The 17,476-nt window shown below is 50.2% G+C and carries 16 protein-coding genes, 1 pseudogene and 1 riboswitch; of the genes and pseudogenes, 12 read left to right on the top strand and 5 right to left on the bottom strand.

Translation table 11 applies throughout. From position 1 onward, the window contains the following. A pseudogene (locus tag J5I83_RS13005) lies at nt 1-103 on the top strand (IS5/IS1182 family transposase); the annotation flags it as partial. Here J5I83_RS13005 and J5I83_RS13000 read toward each other — a convergent pair. The 4 genes from J5I83_RS13000 to J5I83_RS12985 all read right to left on the bottom strand — a co-directional run bounded on the left by J5I83_RS13000 (nt 81) and on the right by J5I83_RS12985 (nt 3,649). Continuing rightward, entirely contained in the window at nt 81-1,511 is a 1,431-nt protein-coding gene (locus J5I83_RS13000) for a DEAD/DEAH box helicase (protein ID WP_304056796.1), read from the bottom strand. The pseudogene J5I83_RS13005 and the gene J5I83_RS13000 sit on opposite strands and share 23 nt — an antisense overlap. 26 nt (nt 1,512-1,537) lie before the next feature. Further along, complete coding sequence (locus J5I83_RS12995) at nt 1,538-2,887, bottom strand: hypothetical protein (protein ID WP_304056794.1); 1,350 nt, start codon at nt 2,885-2,887, stop codon at nt 1,538-1,540. A 427-nt stretch (nt 2,888-3,314) separates the two neighbouring features. After that, nucleotides 3,315-3,476: a hypothetical protein gene (locus tag J5I83_RS12990; RefSeq protein ID WP_304056792.1), complete on the bottom strand. Its 162-nt coding sequence runs from the start codon at nt 3,474-3,476 to the stop codon at nt 3,315-3,317. After that, entirely contained in the window at nt 3,461-3,649 is a 189-nt protein-coding gene (locus J5I83_RS12985) for a hypothetical protein (protein ID WP_304056790.1), read from the bottom strand. The genes J5I83_RS12990 and J5I83_RS12985 overlap by 16 nt, the downstream gene beginning before the upstream one ends. A 234-nt stretch (nt 3,650-3,883) precedes the next feature. After that, a riboswitch (cobalamin riboswitch) is annotated at nt 3,884-4,104 on the top strand. 130 nt (nt 4,105-4,234) lie between these two features. On the opposite strand from J5I83_RS12985, the gene btuB reads away from it, so the two are divergent. Genes btuB through J5I83_RS12930 form a run of 11 tightly spaced genes read left to right on the top strand, consistent with a single transcriptional unit; the run spans nt 4,235 to nt 14,377 of the window. Further along, nucleotides 4,235-6,079, top strand: coding sequence for a TonB-dependent vitamin B12 receptor (gene btuB, locus J5I83_RS12980; protein WP_304056788.1), 1,845 nt, complete (start codon nt 4,235-4,237; stop codon nt 6,077-6,079). Between the two features lie 15 nt (nt 6,080-6,094). Then, nucleotides 6,095-6,676, top strand: a complete 582-nt coding sequence (locus tag J5I83_RS12975) for a hypothetical protein (RefSeq protein WP_304056786.1) — start codon at nt 6,095-6,097, stop codon at nt 6,674-6,676. Nucleotides 6,677-6,680: 4 nt separating this feature from the next. Beyond that, nucleotides 6,681-7,361 carry a cob(I)yrinic acid a,c-diamide adenosyltransferase gene (gene cobO / locus J5I83_RS12970; protein WP_304056784.1) on the top strand — a complete coding sequence of 227 codons (681 nt, stop codon included), beginning with the start codon at nt 6,681-6,683 and terminating at the stop codon, nt 7,359-7,361. Nucleotides 7,362-7,394: 33 nt separating this feature from the next. After that, complete coding sequence (gene bluB / locus J5I83_RS12965) at nt 7,395-8,048, top strand: 5,6-dimethylbenzimidazole synthase (RefSeq protein WP_304056798.1); 654 nt, start codon at nt 7,395-7,397, stop codon at nt 8,046-8,048. Then, nucleotides 8,045-8,956 carry an adenosylcobinamide-phosphate synthase CbiB gene (gene cbiB, locus J5I83_RS12960; protein WP_304056782.1) on the top strand — a complete coding sequence of 304 codons (912 nt, stop codon included), beginning with the start codon at nt 8,045-8,047 and terminating at the stop codon, nt 8,954-8,956. Before bluB ends, cbiB begins: the two co-directional genes overlap by 4 nt. Continuing rightward, a complete protein-coding gene (cobD, locus tag J5I83_RS12955; protein WP_304056780.1) occupies nt 8,934-9,944 on the top strand; it encodes a threonine-phosphate decarboxylase CobD in 1,011 nt (336 codons plus the stop codon). The genes cbiB and cobD overlap by 23 nt, the downstream gene beginning before the upstream one ends. Nucleotides 9,945-9,952: 8 nt before the next feature. Beyond that, the gene (locus tag J5I83_RS12950) at nt 9,953-11,434 is read left to right on the top strand and encodes a cobyric acid synthase (protein WP_304056778.1); all 1,482 of its coding nucleotides are present in this window, start codon (nt 9,953-9,955) and stop codon (nt 11,432-11,434) included. Beyond that, nucleotides 11,431-11,964, top strand: a complete 534-nt coding sequence (gene cobU, locus J5I83_RS12945) for a bifunctional adenosylcobinamide kinase/adenosylcobinamide-phosphate guanylyltransferase (RefSeq protein WP_304056777.1) — start codon at nt 11,431-11,433, stop codon at nt 11,962-11,964. Before J5I83_RS12950 ends, cobU begins: the two co-directional genes overlap by 4 nt. Beyond that, on the top strand, nt 11,957-13,024 hold the full coding sequence (cobT, locus tag J5I83_RS12940; RefSeq protein ID WP_304056775.1) for a nicotinate-nucleotide--dimethylbenzimidazole phosphoribosyltransferase: 1,068 nt from the start codon (nt 11,957-11,959) through the stop codon (nt 13,022-13,024). Before cobU ends, cobT begins: the two co-directional genes overlap by 8 nt. Before the next feature lies 1 nt (nt 13,025). Continuing rightward, a complete protein-coding gene (locus J5I83_RS12935) occupies nt 13,026-13,631 on the top strand; it encodes a histidine phosphatase family protein (RefSeq protein WP_304056774.1) in 606 nt (201 codons plus the stop codon). Beyond that, nucleotides 13,628-14,377, top strand: coding sequence for an adenosylcobinamide-GDP ribazoletransferase (locus J5I83_RS12930; protein WP_304056771.1), 750 nt, complete (start codon nt 13,628-13,630; stop codon nt 14,375-14,377). The genes J5I83_RS12935 and J5I83_RS12930 overlap by 4 nt, the downstream gene beginning before the upstream one ends. A gap of 48 nt (nt 14,378-14,425) precedes the next feature. Here J5I83_RS12930 and J5I83_RS12925 read toward each other — a convergent pair whose 3' ends face one another. Next, complete coding sequence (locus J5I83_RS12925) at nt 14,426-17,275, bottom strand: AMP-binding protein (protein ID WP_304056769.1); 2,850 nt, start codon at nt 17,273-17,275, stop codon at nt 14,426-14,428. Nucleotides 17,276-17,476 lie beyond the last annotated feature (201 nt).

Raw genomic sequence — 17,476 nt, 5'->3', positions numbered from 1 at the left:
TCATTCACGTCGACTCAGTAAAAGCTACGAACGTCTCATGCGTACCGACGAAACTTGGGTTTACATCGCTATGATTCGTATTATGTTGAGGAGACTAGCTTAAAACAGGAGTTTCCAAACAGTTTCTGAGTCTGTATCTGCATTAAATCATTCTCTGCTTTCAGACGCAACATACGCCGAACAAGTGCTGCTTCAATAGCGGCAACGCTTGATGCGGCGAGTTTGCGGTATACCGTCATCACGAACCCGATTGCTCGACCAGTAGTGCCAGAAGTTACCCTCCCTGCGGCATAGCCGAGTTTGAGATATTTTTGCAGTGCTTGATCGAATTCTTGTTCTTCATTACCTATCCGAACAGGGATGGTTTTAGTAATCTTGCCATTAAAAATAAAATTCCCTTCCGCGTCTGTCACATCAGCTTTATTATTGCGAATAACCATGCTGGCTAAAATAGAAGGGTCTAAAGAAAGCCACTGAATCCGCTCACGCCATTCCGGACGAATTAATTCCAATAGCGCCTGAAATTTATCTTGCTTTCCCTGATGTGGTGTTGCAGAAAGAAGCAGCATGGAATCAGTTAGTCCACGAAGTTTTCTGGCAAGCTTGAATCGATCACTGGATTCAAACTTCATTCCATATTGTGAACGACTTAATCGATGGGCTTCATCGAATACGATAATATCCCATTGACCCGATTGCATTAATTTATTCAGATGATCTTCTTGTTTGAATTTGTCAAGTGATCCTATTATGTGATCATAAAGCTTCCATTCACGCTCTTCATTGATGAAGAAATCTTCACCATAAATACGGAAGTCAGATAGTCCAAACTTGTGATGCATTTCTTCCTTCCATTGTTTGACCAAGCCTGCAGGTGTAATCAACAATACCCGTTTGAAATTACCTCGCTGCTTTAGTGCAGATAGAAGCATGCCAGCTTCAATGGTCTTGCCTAAGCCTACGTCATCTGCAATCAGCCAATTTAGATTTCCAGATTTTAAGATATGATGTACAAGATGAATCTGGTGAGGTAGAGGATCGATGTTTAGCCGCGATAATGCACCAGTATTTTCATGCCAAGTTTCGATGGCATATGCTAAAGCTCGGAGTCTGAACCGTTCTGCATGGCTAGAGTAACCGAGTTGCCCCAATAAAAAACGCTGACGTGCACCACGAACAAATCGCAAATTTTCATAGGGTAGCCAGACACGCTCACTGATATCTGGGAATTCAATAAGGTGTTGGCATCGCCCACCTATTTGACGTGTTTCAACCACTTCACCTACTCCGAGAGATTGCCGTGTTCGGGATCTAGGTAAATCTTGCACTGTGGCGCCAAGTCCGAAACCAGAGGTAAGCTTTTCTAGTTTAATCGATTCGAGATTTTTCTTGCCGAACCACTGCACGGAAACATGTATGGAATCTTCATTTTCTTCATGACTTTTAACTTCTCCCCGTATCTGATCATTTTCAATTTGTTTGACCAGACATCCTACGACCGGTATAAGCACTAATCTCTCCTATCCAATAGCTCATCTTACAGACTGTTTTCTTCGTCATATAATTCATGTCCATGACGAGCATTTCGCAACATTAAACGGCCATCCCAACTACTTGTTGCATAACGTTCCGCTTGGGGATCTATATATACTCCTAGGTCGCGGAGTCTTCTTGGTTGCTCTAGATCATCTGCAAATTCAGTTTCATCTGTCGGATAGTGGTCGAAGATTATCCAACCTTCATGATCTGTAAGATCATCATATGCCCCTACGCGATACAAAACATACATATAAAATCCTTTGAATCTATGCTGTAAGCTGGAGGAACATAGCCAGCGCTCAAGGCATTCGTTAAGAAGTGCTTCTACCTCTTCAATTTGAGGATAGCTATTAAAGCTGCGAATTATTTTTAATGCCGTAGGCCAACTAATTAGTGAGTATTGATGACAAATTTCTCCGGACTTATTCATGGCAGACCAAAAATCTGGGTGTTCATACCACATCTGGCGCAATTCCTCAGCCAATATTAACTCTTTCGGAATCATGCCTGATTCAATTGCTCGCCGCATAGCGGTCTGTGAAGAAGACCACCAATATCGATTAAATATAGTGGCAAGTATCTTAATGCCATTTCTGTCCCAATCAAACTCATCACCAACTCTAATAGCAATTTGTAATGCTCTCTCAGCACGAGTCAGTCGATCTGGCAAGTTAAAAAGTTCATGTCTAGTTGGTGGAGCTTCAATTGCGACAGAGGGGAGAAGACTTTCTTCCCAAATATCTTCCTCATTAGCTGTATCGATAATATCTGGAGTAAACCATTCATCTTCGTTCGATATAACAGGAAAATCTTCTAGATCTGGGTTTTCGAAAAAGCCAGTTAAAATTGGTTGAGGAAGAGTTGTCGAAATATTCCTCACCAATACATGCTCAACAAAACTATCTTCATTAGTAAGTAGATCATCTACCACTAATTCCATAGATTCATTATTGATGAATTTGTCCGAGCTGGAAGAAAACTCGTCTAATTCTGTGTGCTTAATTGAGGTGCTACCGTTAACCGAAAGTACATTCACTTCTTCGGTGTCAATTAAATTTTGAGTTTCTTGATTTACATTTGAATTACTATGCGCAGATTCTTGCTTAAATACAGAATCATTATTAGGAGGAATATAATTTACGGGAGTAGTAATTAAGGAGGAAATATTCTGCTGTTTCTTATCATCTATTACTGAATCATCATACACTCGATGATTTAATTTCCTTTGATGAACCTCATTCATGTATTCAGCATCTTCATTGCTGAAAGGCTTTGTGAAAGCTTTGTAAAATCCTATCTCTAAAATCAGAGTGCTAAAAGCTTTAATTTTTTTAATCAACTCATACATTATCTGCCCGCCTTACCTAAAGATGCAAAATGAAAAGATGAGGGCAAAATGTTGTTATAAAAACTTTCTTCCAACATGCTATCTGCATTAGTGGCTATGGTCTTTGCGTTTTAATTGACATCTATATAAACTTTTACTAAAAAGAGCAGAGCATCAATACCTAGTATTGAGTGTGTCTTAACTTTTAATAAAACATAAACAAACTAGCCTGTGATTCAGCTAAATTTAATATCTTTAACAAATTGCTAAAAATCACAAAATTTTTCTTGAAATAACAAATAATAGTTATCTAGTCGATTAATTTTCTTATTACCTTAGCCAGATTGAAATCGTACTTTGGTCATACTAATTCAAAATTTCTGTAATCCTCAAATATCCCAGCGCAATCAATACACTAACTGAACAACCACAAGAGCCTTCGGCGACGCTACGGGCTCAATAATCTGTGCACCACATCGGGATCAAGTCCATAATCAAGAATTCTTGTTCTTGCGAACAATAGTCCCAATCGTCGTTCTTGTTTTTTTGATTCGGCGATAGCTTCAAGGTCTTCGGTTGCTTCCGGCGACCACTTTACTTCGAGAGCCATTTGCTGAGTTTCTTTTCAACCTCATCCTGGCTAAGGGTTCCTTCCTTTTCGGCGCGTTCGATACCCCTGTGGATTTTCTCCACGACGTACAGATGATACTGGACATCTTCCAATGAACAATTGTCAGGGAGTTTATCCAGGAGCGCTTTTACTTCTTCTTTAGCAGTCCTCATAAATCATTACTTCTTTATTAGAGTACATAACGACAAGCTGCATGCTATCTCCTTCTATTTTATAGAAGTACGTCGATTTAGCTTTCATCATAACAAACTTTGTTAAATCCACAAATATGATGAATAGATCACATTTTTTGGATTAGGCATATGACAAACTCAGGCTCGAATGACAAATTCACTAGACAGTTACCGTCCCGTAAAACTTGACACTCATTTTCTAATTCTGTAGTCTGCGCGCCTTTTACCTCAGGTGCCTTCCTGGTTTTTGCCTTGAAGGTTAAACGGGAAGCTGGTGCGTTCTGATTTGATTCAGACAAAGCCGGCACTGCCCCCGCAACGGTAAATGAGTTAACGATCTGCATGATGCCACTGTGTGATGACATGGGAAGGCGTGGATCTGGAATGAATTCCGCTCATGAGTCCGGAGACCGGCCTGAAGTAAGTAATACGTTATTGCGGAGGGCAATAACCGGCATTCTGATTAGCTTTTATTAAAGCTGATCTGCTGGTCTATTTCTGCATTCCTCTGCAAGACGAACCTATTAACCCGACAACGCGCGGGTGTGCGCGGAGGAATGAAATATGCAAAAATGCCGGTTAGCGGCAATGACAGGGCTATGGCTCGCTGCAGTTACGACTGCAGCTACCGCTGTCTTCGCTGAAAATATAGATCATCAAGGAAAGCCTATTATCGTCACCGCTACGCGCACTGCACAGACGGCAGAAGAATCGCTTGCTTCGGTGACTGTCATCTCGCGCAAGGAGATAGAGCGCCAGCAGGCAAGATCACTCGATGATTTGTTCCGTGGCGTGCTGGGCATTAATGTCAATAATAATGGCGGTCCGGGTAAAGGCACTTTTGTGCATATGCGCGGCACTGAATCTGATCATGTGCTGGTATTGATCGACGGCATCAAGGCAGGATCGGCCACTTCAGGCACGACTGCATTTGAAAATATCCCCATTGAGCAGATTGAGCGTATTGAAATTGTGCGCGGGCCGCGTTCCAGTTTGTATGGTTCGGAAGCAATCGGCGGCGTGATCCAGATTTTTACCCGCAAGGGTGTGGGTGAGGGGATTAAGCCGAGCTTTAGTTTTGGTGGTGGTAGCTATAGTACGCTCAATGGCTCGGTCGGACTTTCGGGTGGCGGTCAGCAGGGTTGGTTCAATATGACAGTAAGCGGTATCGGTACAAGCGGTTTTAATGCTTGTAGCGGCTCGGATACTGCCGGCTGTTTTACCCATGAACCCGATCGGGATGGTTATCGCAATGTGGCCGGCTCCGCCCGTGCCGGTTATCGCTTCCAGAATGGACTGGAAATCGAGGGTAATTTTATGCATTCAGCGGGCAAAACGGAGTTTGACGGCAGTTTTGTCAACAAATCCGTCATGGCGCAACAAGTTCTCGGCGGTTCAGCGCGCTTTTCACCATTTGATTTCTGGCGCATAAACCTGATTGCAGGCCGTAGCCGGGATAATTCGGATAATTACTTGAACAAAGTTTTTATGACTCGCTTCAATACGCAGCGTGACACTGTTACCTGGCAAAATGATTTCACGCTCAATCAGTATCATCAGCTTTCAGTAGGTACGGATTATCAGCATGATCATGTCAACAGCACAGATGCATTCGCCGTGACCTCACGCAACAATTGGGGCGTTTTCGCGCAGCATCAGGCGGTGTTGGCTGCCCATAGCGTGCAGTTATCGCTGCGGCATGATGACAATCAGCAATTTGGCAGTCGCGTCACAGGAGGGGCTGGCTGGGGTTATGCCATTACTGACAGGATACGTTTGATGGCCAGTTTTGGCAGTGCGTTTAAAGCGCCTACCTTTAATGAGCTTTATTTTCCAGGGTTTGGCAATGCCAATCTGCGCCCGGAAGAGTCGCGCAGTTTTGAATTTGGCGCACGCGGTAATGTTGATTGGGGTAGCTGGGCGCTGAATGTGTATGAAACCCGCATTGATGAGCTGATTGCGTTTGACGCCAGCATTCTGGCCCCGGCTAATATCAATGAGGCGCGTATTCGTGGCCTGGAAGCTGTTATCAGCACTCAGATCAAAGGCTGGCAATTAAATGGCAATCTGACTTTTCTGGACCCTGAAAATCGCTCATCTGGCCCTGATAAGGGTAAACTATTGCCTAGACGGGCAGAGCAGTCATTTCGTTTAGATATCGATCGCCAGTTTGGTCGATACAGGGTAGGGGCCATGTTTCTGGCTGAAGGTGAACGTTTTGATGATCTGGCCAATACACGCAGGCTTGACAGCTATGTAAAACTTGATCTTCGCGCTGAATATATACTGAGCAAACACTGGCGTTTACTGGGACGTATCGAGAATCTGTTTAACGAACACTATGAGACGGCAGCTTTTTTCAACCAGCCGGGGCGTAATTTCTTCGCTACGTTACGTTATCAACCTTAACAAGGAGTCAAAAAAATGTTCACTTTGTCCGCCCGCAATCAGGTGGGTATCGGTCTTGCGCTGCTGCTACTGATGATGATCACACGCAGCCATCATTTTGCATCATTACATAACTTGCCGGATGCTTCCTGGACAGTTTTCTTTCTGGCTGGTGTTTATTTACGCTCAGTCTGGCCATTAGTGGTTTTGCTGGCATTCAGCGGGGGACTTGATTTTGCAGCTTATACCTGGGGCGGCGTCAGCGGTTTCTGCCTGACACCAGCCTATGTGTTTTTATTGCCTGCTTATGCTTCCTTATGGCTGGCCGGTCGTTGGTATGCTCGGCAACATCAATTTGCCTGGCGCACGTTGATGCCGCTTGCTGTCAGTATGATAGCAGGCTTAATGTTGTGCGAATTATTCTCCAGTGGCGGCTTTTATTTCTTCTCCGGCCGCTTTGAAGACACCACGTGGGGTCAATTTGCGGAGCGGCTGATTACCTTTTTTCCGCTGTATGTTGAGTCATTCCTGTTTTACGCAGGTATTGCGTTGATCACACATGCAGCGCTTGCCTTGCTGCGCCAGCAATTCAATTCTCCTGATACCTCAGCTGGTTAGCATCATGGCAGATTCTGAAGAGGATCGTGAGAACGAAGCTGCATGCCATCACTGTATTCCCCCTCAAGCGGATGGTAAAAAGGCAGCGTCAGAACGGGAAAAGCGTTACCGCGAGCGCATGCAGCGCAAGAAGGAAGTAATCGATGCCGCCATCACGCGTGCAGATCAGGAGAAAGGCTTGCTGCTGGTTCTTACTGGCAATGGTAAAGGCAAATCCAGCTCAGCATTTGGCATGATTGCACGCGCGCTGGGGCATGGCATGCGGGTGGGAGTAGCGCAATTCATTAAAAGCCGCACAGATACTGGGGAAGAGGCTTTTTTCCGGCGTCAGGAGAATGTGATCTGGCATGTTCTGGGGGAAGGCTTCACCTGGGATACGCAAGATCTGGCACGGGATACCGAAACAGCCCAACGCGGCTGGGCTATTGTCCAGGGAATGCTGCGTGATCCAACCCTGGATTTGATCGTACTGGATGAATTGACTTATCCGATTAAATTCGGCTGGCTGGATTTAGCCGCCGTTTTGAATGACCTGAAGCATCGTCCACACATGCAACATGTGGTCATTACTGGACGTGGCGCTCCCGAAGTACTTTGTGAGGCAGCCGATACTGTGACTGAAATGCGCGATATCAAACATGCTTATCGCGCTGGTATTCAGGCGCAAAAAGGCATTGATTTATAATAGTAGCAAGATAGATCTTTGAGCCAGAATAAGATGGTCGATCACCGTTTCAGCGAAACCGAGCGTACCGCAATCTATCGGGTGATTGCTGAGCGCCGCGATATGCGCCATTTTCTCCCTGAGCCTGTTGATCCGGTTGTGTTTAGACGCTTGCTAGCCGCAGCACATCAGGCGCCCAGTGTGGGCTTGATGCAGCCATGGCGGTTTATCCGGATTACGGATACCCGGCTGCGTAATGCTGTGGCCTCTCTGGTGGAGGAAGAGCGTGTGCGCACAGCCAATGCACTGGCTGAGCGGGGCGATGAGTTCATGCGCCTGAAAGTCGAAGGCATTCGTGAATGCGCAGAACTGCTTGTGGCCGCCTTGAGCGATCAGCGTGAGCAGCATATCTTTGGCCGGCGTACTCTGCCAGAAATGGATCTGGCATCCGTTGCATGCGCCATTCAAAATCTGTGGCTGGCAGCGCGTGCTGAAGGGTTGGGCATGGGCTGGGTTTCATTGTTTGACCCTGCATCACTTGCCCAATTATTGAATATGCCGCCAGATAGCAAACCTATTGCTATTTTGTGCCTGGGTCATGTCACAGCCTTCTATCCCGCACCGATGTTAAAACTGGCTGGCTGGGCAGATGAGCGTCCATTGGATGAATTGGTATTCCACAACACCTGGAGCAACAACGAGAAATGAACATCACCCTGGTTGTTGTGATTGCACTGCTACTGGATGCATGGCTGGGTGAGCCGCGCCGCTTCCACCCCTTGATTGGATTTGGTAAACTGGCTGAACTCATCGAACGCTATTTTTTCGCAGATGCCAGGATACATGGTTGCCTGGCTGTTGTGTTGTTGGTTGTTCCCTTGGTTTTACTCACGACATGGCTCAATTTTACTTCTTGGTATTTTGTTGTTGATGCTTTCGTGTTATATCTCGCGATTGGCTGGAATAGCCTGGGCGCGCATGCCGGCAGAGTAAAGCATGCATTGCTGGCAGATAATCTGGTTGCCGCACGCCAACAGGTGGCTATGATGGTGAGCCGCGATACAGCTGAACTGAATCATGTTGCTGTCACGCAGGCCACCATTGAGTCGATTCTGGAAAATGGCAATGATGCCATTTTTGGCGCTATTTTCTGGTTTGCCGTGGCTGGTGCCCCTGGTGCCATAGCCTACCGCCTGGTCAATACATTGGACGCCATGTGGGGTTATCGCAATGCGCGCTACAATCGATTTGGCTGGGCTGCAGCAAGACTGGATGATTGTTTCAATTTTCTACCGGCTCGACTGACTGCTCTCAGTTATGCGCTGACTGGCGAAATACGTCATGCCTTGCTGTGCTGGCAAATGCAAGGAACAGTCTGGAAAAGCCCCAATGCCGGGCCAGTCATGGCGGCAGGAGCTGGTAGTCTGAGCCTTTCACTTGGTGGCGCTGCTTGTTATCACGGTAAACTACAAACCCGACCGCTATTGGGAACAGGGCGCTTACCAGAAATCCACGACATTGACCGTGCTTTAGCATTGATCAAGCGCTCCTTAATCCTCTGGCTGGTTGTTATCTGCACAGGAGAATGGTTTATTGGATGCATGGCATCGGCTTAATCAATCAGGTTTGTTGCATCATGGTGGTCGCTTACGTGCGGCAGTAGCGCGCTTTGCCATTCCAATGGAGAACTGGCTTGATCTTTCCACTGGCATCAATGCCAATGGCTGGCCTGTGAGGACTCCGCCTGCAGCTACTTGGGTACGGCTGCCTGAAGAGGAGGATGAACTAAACATTGCTGCCTGCCGCTATTATGGGACAGATTTTATTCTTCCAGTTGCAGGTTCGCAGGCAGCCATTCAAGCCTTGCCGCAGCTGCGGGCGCCTTCACAGGTCAGCGTGCTAAGTCCCGGCTATGCTGAACATGCTCACGCATGGAAGCGTTGCCATCATGCAGTAACTGCTGTGACGCCTGATCAAATAGACCTTGCTTTACCGGATACTGATGTGCTGATCATTATTCATCCCAATAATCCGACAGGAGTCGTATTTCCCATCACCCAGCTGCTTGATTGGCACGCGCAACTGTCTCAACGTGGTGGCTGGTTAATTGTGGATGAAGCTTTTATGGATGCCACACCTGAATTTAGCATTGCCTCCCATACAGCGACGCCAGGTTTGATTGTATTGCGCTCTTTGGGCAAATTCTTTGGACTGGCTGGCGCACGCGTTGGTTTTGTTTGCGCACACCCGCAATTATTAACAGCGCTTAATCATCTGCTTGGCCCCTGGACAGTTAACGCACCCGCACGCTGGATCGCCACAGAAGCACTGCAGGATGATAATTGGCAGAGGAATGCTCGCCAACGCTTGCTGCAGGACAGTCAATGCTTGCATACCTTGCTGAGTCAGCATCAGCTTGCGCCGGATGGTGGCAGCGCCTTTTTTCAATGGGTATGTTCAGGCAAAGCTAATTATGTATTTGAAAAATTGGCATTTCAGGGTATCCTGACCCGGCTTTTCAGTGATCCACCCAGTCTGCGCTTTGGTCTGCCCGCTACGGAGGCTCACTGGCAGCGGCTGGATAGGGCACTGACTCAAATTTAACGGTATACATGAACACGCACACACTTATGGTTCAGGGAACCACTTCTGATGCTGGCAAAAGCATGCTGGTAACTGCTTTATGCCGCTGGCTGGCGCGTCAGGATATCCGTGTAACGCCGTTCAAGCCGCAGAATATGGCACTGAACAGCGCGGTCAGTGTCGACGGCGGAGAAATTGGCCGCGCGCAGGCGGTACAAGCTTTTGCTGCTGGCCTGGCACCGCATACCGATATGAATCCGGTCTTGCTGAAACCCAATACTGATAAAAGCGCGCAGGTTATCATCCACGGTCATGCGATTGCCAATATGGATGCATACGGTTTCCACAACTATAAATCGGTGGCGCTGAATGCGGTCCTTGAGTCTTATGCGCGATTGGCCGCGCAGTACGATAGGATTATCGTGGAAGGAGCCGGTTCACCGGCAGAAATCAATCTGCGCACCAATGATATCGCCAACATGGGATTTGCCGAAGCAGTCGACTGTCCGGTGCTTCTCATTGCCGATATTGACCGCGGCGGTGTTTTTGCTCATTTGGTTGGCACATTGGCATTACTCAGCGAAAGCGAGCAGGCACGCATTAAGGGTTTTGTTATTAATCGCTTCCGCGGCGATATTGCCTTATTGCAACCCGGTCTTAACTGGCTGGAGCAATATACGGGCAAACCGGTGCTGGGTGTTCTGCCTTATTTACATGGCTTGCATCTTGAAGCAGAAGATGCCTTGCCACATCCAACTGACCTCATTGCAGCGAGAGGGGCAGAATGCCTGCAAGTGATTGTGCCAGCGCTGCCGCGCATCAGTAATCACACCGATTTTGATCCCCTGCGCCTGCATCCGCGGGTCAATCTGCGTTTCGTCGGCCCAGGCGAAACCATACCACCCGCTGATCTGATTATTCTGCCTGGTTCCAAGAGTGTACGCGCCGATCTGGACTGGCTGCGTCAACAGGGCTGGGAGGAGGCCATTCAGCGGCATCTGCGCTACGGCGGTAAACTGATCGGCGTCTGCGGTGGTTTTCAGATGCTAGGGAAAGGGATCCATGATCCTGGCGGACTGGAAGGCGCTGCCGGCAGCGCCCGGGGATTGGCTTTTTTTGACATGGATACGACATTACGACCTGACAAATTGTTGCGCAATGTGCAGGGCACACTTGCCCATAACGGTGTGACCGTGACCGGTTATGAGATCCATCATGGGATGACTGCCTACCGCAAGCATTATCAACCGGCGATCCTTTTTGCGCAAGGCACAGATGGCGCCATGAGTGAGGATGGACTGATTATGGGCAGCTATCTGCATGGCCTGTTTGAATCTGCCGAAGCATGCACAGCATTATTGGCCTGGGCCGGGCTGACTGGCAATCCTCAATCAGTCGATTACCGCGCCATCCGGGATGCAGCCATCAATCGGCTGGCCGATAGCATCGACCAGTACCTGGACACCAGCCGGTTATATCAATTACTTGACTTGCAAGGTTTGTCCGCATGACCGGCGGCAAGACATTGATTCTGGGTGGCGTGCGCTCCGGCAAGAGTCGTCTGGCGGAACGTTTGGCGATGCACAGTCATTTGCCGATTACCTACATTGCTACTGCCACCATTGAGGATGCCGAAATGCAGGCGCGCATTGCTCTGCACCGCGCCAATCGTCCTACTCACTGGCAGGTGATTGAAGAACCCTTGCAACTGGCGGCGGTGCTCAGTCAGCAGGCGGCAGAAAATCACTGTCTGCTGGTTGACTGTTTGACGCTGTGGCTGACCAACCTGCTGATGCATCCTGACAGTGCCGTGTTTGAGCATGAACATGCAGCATTGCTATCTGTGCTGCCAACGCTGCCCGGGCGCATTATTCTGGTCAGTAATGAAACCAACATGGGGGTGATTCCGATGGGTGAATTAAGCCGCCGCTACTGCGACGAAGCGGGCAAACTGCATCAGCTGATTGCCCGGCAATGCGAACAGGTGATCTTAATGGTGGCTGGTCTGCCGCATACCATCAAGGGGAACCCCTGTGACTAGCAATACTGCGCTCGATTGGCTGAGGCTGCCGCCTATAATCCCCAATGAACAGATGCGCCAGGCAGCGCTGCAACGGCAAGCACAATTAACCAAACCGCCGGGTGCGCTTGGCCGTCTGGAACAGATTGCAGTTCAACTGGCTGCCTTGCAGGATACTCTGCAACCTGGTGCTGATCAGGTGCAGATCTCAATATTCGCTGCAGACCATGGTACCGCTGCCGAGAATATCTCCGCTTTTCCGCAAGTGGTTACTAGCGAGATGATCAAAAACTTTGCTGCTGGCGGAGCAGCCATTAATGTTTTGGCGCGCGCCCTTGACGCACAACTGGAAATCATCAATCTCGGTACCGTGCATTCGACCGATACGCTGACCGCTGTCAGGCATTATCATTTGGGAGCGGGGACCGCTAATTTCCTGCACAGCGCTGCGATGAGCGAAAGCCAGTTGGCGGCAGCACTCAATGCGGGCCGCACCAGCGCGGAACAGGCACGGGAAAATAAGCAGCAGTTGTTGATTGCAGGTGAAATGGGTATCGGTAACACCACCAGTGCGACTGCGCTTGCCTGCTTGCTGTTGCATGCAGCGCCCGCACTGCTGTCCGGCGCTGGCAGCGGTCTTGATGGCAACGGGATTGCCCATAAAATCAGCGTGATCGAACGAGCATTAGCATTCCACCGCATGCATGTTCATTCTCCACTGGAAGCATTACGCCGCGTAGGCGGATTCGAAATTGCCGCATTAACCGGTGCATATATTCGTGGCGCCCAACTAGGTCTGCCATTGTTGATTGATGGCTTTATCAGTTCCGTGGCGGCACTTGCTGCCGAACAGATTTGTGCGGGCAGTAGCAAGTGGTTTATTTATGCCCACAAATCCTCTGAAGCTGGCCACGCACATATCCTCAAGGCGCTCAATGCTACTCCGCTGCTAGATCTCGCCATGCGTCTCGGTGAAGGCAGTGGTGCTGCCGTAGCGGTCACGCTGCTGCGCATGGCCTGCAAGCTGCATAATGAAATGGCGACTTTTGCTGCAGCTCAGGTTTCGGGCAAAAAGCAATAACATGGCGGCCAAAGCGTATATTGATCTGCTCAGACATGGCGAAACCGAGAACAGTATGCGGTTTTGCGGCAGTACCGATCATGCCTTGACTACGGTAGGTTGGCAGCAGATGTGGGCGCGTGTTGAACAGACACCCAAGCATTGGCAGCATATCATTACTTCGCCCTTGATACGCTGCGCGTATTTTGCGCAGGCGCTGGCTGAACGCTGCGCCATTCCGCTCACCCAGGACGTACGCCTGCAGGAAATCCATTTCGGCGCATGGGAAGGGCGCAGCGCAGCCGAATTGATGTTAACAGACGCTGATGCGCTTGCCCGCTTCTGGCAGAATCCATTAGAAAACCCGCCGCTGCAAGCTGAACATTTACTGCATTTCAAGACACGTGTACTGGCAGCATGGCAAGATATTCAAGTACAGTTTGCCGGTCAGAACATCTTGCTGGTGACCCATAGCGGTGTCATGCGGGTGCTGTTGTGTCATCTCCGGCAACAGCCGTTGGAGCGGCTGCTGGAATTCGACGTGCCTTATGCCGCTATGCAAACAATTGAGGTGAGACAGCATGAAAGCAGCTGTCAGATCACGCTCAAAAGAGACAGTCCGGCATGATTAAACCCTTTCTGGTGGCAGTACAATTCCTGACACGATTGCCAGTATCGCTGTCTTTGCCGCCCGATGAGAAAACTGTGGGCTATTCTCTGCCGTTTTATCCGCTCATCGGTTTGATCATTGGCGCCTTGCTGATAGCGTTGGGTTGGCTGTTGCGTGATGCGCCACCGCTGCTGGCAGCCGCATTGCTGCTGACTGGCTGGACTCTGCTCACGGGCGGACTGCATCTGGATGGGCTGGCCGACAGCGCGGACGCCTGGGTTGGCGGCATGGGCGATGCTAAAAAAACCTTGTTGATCATGAAAGATCCCAACTGCGGTCCGGCAGGTGTGGCGGCTATCATGCTGGTGATGCTGCTTAAATTTGCTGCGCTGCACAGTTTGTTCATTGCGCAGGAATGGATTGCGTTATTATGTGCGCTCGTCCTGGCTAGGACGCTGATCTTACTTTTGTTTTTAACCACTCCCTATGTCCGCAGCCATGGCCTGGGTACCTCCCTGACCATGCATCAGCCACGCAAATTGAACATGGTTATCGTCACTACCATCCCTCTGCTTATGCTACCAATGGCAGGCCTTAATTATTTCTGGCTACCCCTTGCGGCAATTGTGCCGTTTCTGCTATTGCGCCTCATGATGCTGCGGCGCATTCACGGCACGACAGGCGACACGGCGGGGGCATTGATTGAGGTAACTGAAACCAGCGTACTGCTGGCAGCTGTTTTGTTGATAAAAATAAATCATTGATGTAACAACGGTTGGCTCCATTGAGACTCTCCCCATGGCCGGAGAATATTAATGGAAATCTTCACTTGATGGTTTTGGTCGGTTGGCCGTGGCAATGTCAGGTTCGTTAAGCTGTGCCAGGATTTGGCGGCGCGCTGCTTCCTGCAGTTGCAATGCAGCTTGCCAGTCGTTCCCGCTGGCTTGCATGGGTTCACCAATCAGTACTTTCAGCTCGCAGCGGTGTGGCAGCCATTGGTCAGCGCCCAGCAAAGTACGGGTACCAATCAGCGTAAGCGGAAGCAGGGGAATGCCGGTTCGGCTAGCAGCCAGAAACGCTCCTAATCTGAAGGGCATCAAGCCGGCTTCGCGCCGGAATGTCCCTTCAGGGAAAAAGACCATGGATTCGCCAGCACGGATTCGTTCCTCCAGTCTACGTACATCTTCTACACCGCGTGCGTCATCGAAACGTTCAACAAATGCGCTACCCAGCCGGCGCAACGGAATGGCGGCGGCTGGATTGTGCTGCAACTCCTGTTTGGCCACATAGGTGAATTTAGCCGGCAGAACCGCAACCAGCAGCAGCGCATCCAGATAGCTGGCATGATTGGCTGCTATGATCATGGGTGTGCGGCTATCAAGTTGCTGCAGACCTTCTACTCGCACTGTCAATCCGGTCAGAGCCACTGCCAGGCGTGCACATACGCGCGCGATGCGTCGGCGCAGTGAAAGTCCGGGTGACAGAACGATCAGCAGCCAGGCAACGGGCACAATCGCAACAAAAACCAACCAGGCCCAGATCCCCCATGTCCATTCAACACTGCGTCGCAGCAGATGAGTCGCCTGTGCAATGGCGGCAGCACCGCCTAAGCGCACCATCTGCCACCACGGCGCACGCCGCGTGCTGCCGATTGCACCGCGCTCGTATAAATCGCGGCAGGCAGCACGGCGGATCTTGCCGCTGGAGGTCTTCAGCACTGTACGCGGCGGCACCAGCACGATATCATCGGCTGGGATACCGGCCAAATCGACGGCAAGGTTGTTGATCTCGATCACGATCCGTTCACGCTCGCTGGCGCTGCTTTCGCCTGTTTCCGCCAGCACCACCAGCCGTTCCGTGCCAGTGCGCGCATTGCTGGCCGGGAATACTGCTACCCCGCCTTTGTGTATGCCACGTACTTTGCTGACTGCCTCCTCCAGTTCTTGCGGGTAAATGTTGTGTCCGCCCCGAATGATGATATCCTTCTCGCGCCCGGTAAGATACAGCTCTCCGGCTGCAAGGTAACCGAGATCTCCGCTATTGAGCCATTGCCCATCAAACAAGCGCGCTGTTGCTTCGGGGTTGTGGAAATAACCGCTGCTGGTCGCTGATGGCCCGCAGAATTGCACGCGCCCCTGAGTACGTTCTGGCAGCACCTGTCCATCAGCATCAACAACACGAATCTGATGATCAGGCAACGGCAGGCCGCAGGAAACGATGTGCAGTGCCGAGCGATCGTCAGCCTGCACGCAACGTGCAATACCCGTGCGGGTGAGTATATTGCGATCCACATGGTCAATTAACGGGCCGCGCTCCCGCGGAGGAAAGGCTAACCCTACTGAAGATTCCGCCAGACCATAGACCGGCGTCATGGCAGTACGGCTGAAGCCATAGCGGGCGAAGCGTGCAACGAAATGCTCTATGGTATCTGCACTGATGGGTTCGGCGCCGTTATAGGCCACTCGCCAGCAACTGAGATCCAGACCAGCCAGCTCGCGGTCATCCAGCTTGTTGGCACATAGTTCATAGGCAAAGTTGGGTGCGGCTGAAACTGTGGCGCGATGCCGGTCGATCGTCCACAACCAACTTTTCGGCCTGGCAAGGAAGGCAAGCGGCGATAGCAGCACCAGCCGGAAGCCGACATAGAGGCTACCCATGCAGGCGGCGATCAATCCCATATCGTGGTAGAGCGGCAGCCAAGACACGAAAATATCGGCAGAGGTAATGCCCGAAGCATGCTCCATCGCCCGCAGATTGGCGAGCAGATTGGCATGGGTAAGCACGACTCCCTTGGGATTGCCGGTGCTGCCAGAAGTATATTGCAGTAAGGCAATACTCTGCGCTTCCGGTAGCAGCGCGGGCGGTTGCGCGCCGGGGATGGATAAATCTGCGACGGTTGTGACCGTGCGCAGTGACTCGCATTGCGCGCGCAACAGATGCCCTACTGGCTTGGCGCGCTCAATCGTGACAAGAATGCTGGCTTGAGCATTGGCGATGATGCCAGCGACACGTCGTACGTGATCCTCGAGTTGCGAAGGACGTCCTGGCGGGTACAGCGGTACCGGGACGCAGTCGGCATAAAGTGCGCCATAAAAAGCAGCGAAGAATTCGCGCCCGGTAGGCAGCATGATGGCGATCTTTTCACCAGGCCCCACTCCATGCTGATGCAGGCCGGCAGCTAATGCTTTGGCCTGTTCCTGCAGCATGCGATAGGTGATGTCCTCGGCACACGCTACGTCATCATAAAGCGTGAGATATACTTGTTCAGGATGTTGCGCAACATGCCAATCCAGTATCTCGATCAGCGTGGATGCAGTTTTCGGAGGCGGATGCGCCTTTACTTCTGCAAGCGTTGGCGTTGCAATTGTCGTAGGTTCCTCAATAGCTACAGTGCCTGCTATTTGTTTGAGCAAATCACGTGGTGTTTCAGCATCGCTCAAGGCTTTTTCATCCAGCTTTATACCCAGTTCACGTTCGATACGGTTCAGCAACTCTACACGTGCCAGACTGTCCAGACCGAAATCGCGCTCCAACGAATGATCCAAACCAAGATGCTCTATAGCTGGGACATTTGGTCGCAGCTCGCGGGCAAGACCGCGCACGATGCCAAGAAGCCGCTCTGCATCACTTTGTGAATTTAAGGGGGGCGATAGCATTTGCATCTCGCGTAACTCCGTTCTAAGGGCTGAAGTGAGAAAATTGCAGACTCATTCCATGCTAAGTTTTGCGCATTAAGTGAAATTACGGATACACGTTATTGACTACGTTTGTGCGCTAAAAGACTGTGCGCAGATTAGACCGATAAGTCATAGCATCCTACTGGAAATGCTGACAGTGACCCTATCGATGAAGCTGCTGAAATC

Origin of the sequence: Nitrosomonas communis (assembly GCF_024102715.1) — a bacterium.
GTDB classification, from domain to species: Bacteria; Pseudomonadota; Gammaproteobacteria; order Burkholderiales; family Nitrosomonadaceae; genus Nitrosomonas; species Nitrosomonas communis_B.
The sequence above is the reverse complement of the archived record's forward strand: the minus strand, read 5'-3'. Positions and strand labels throughout refer to the sequence as shown.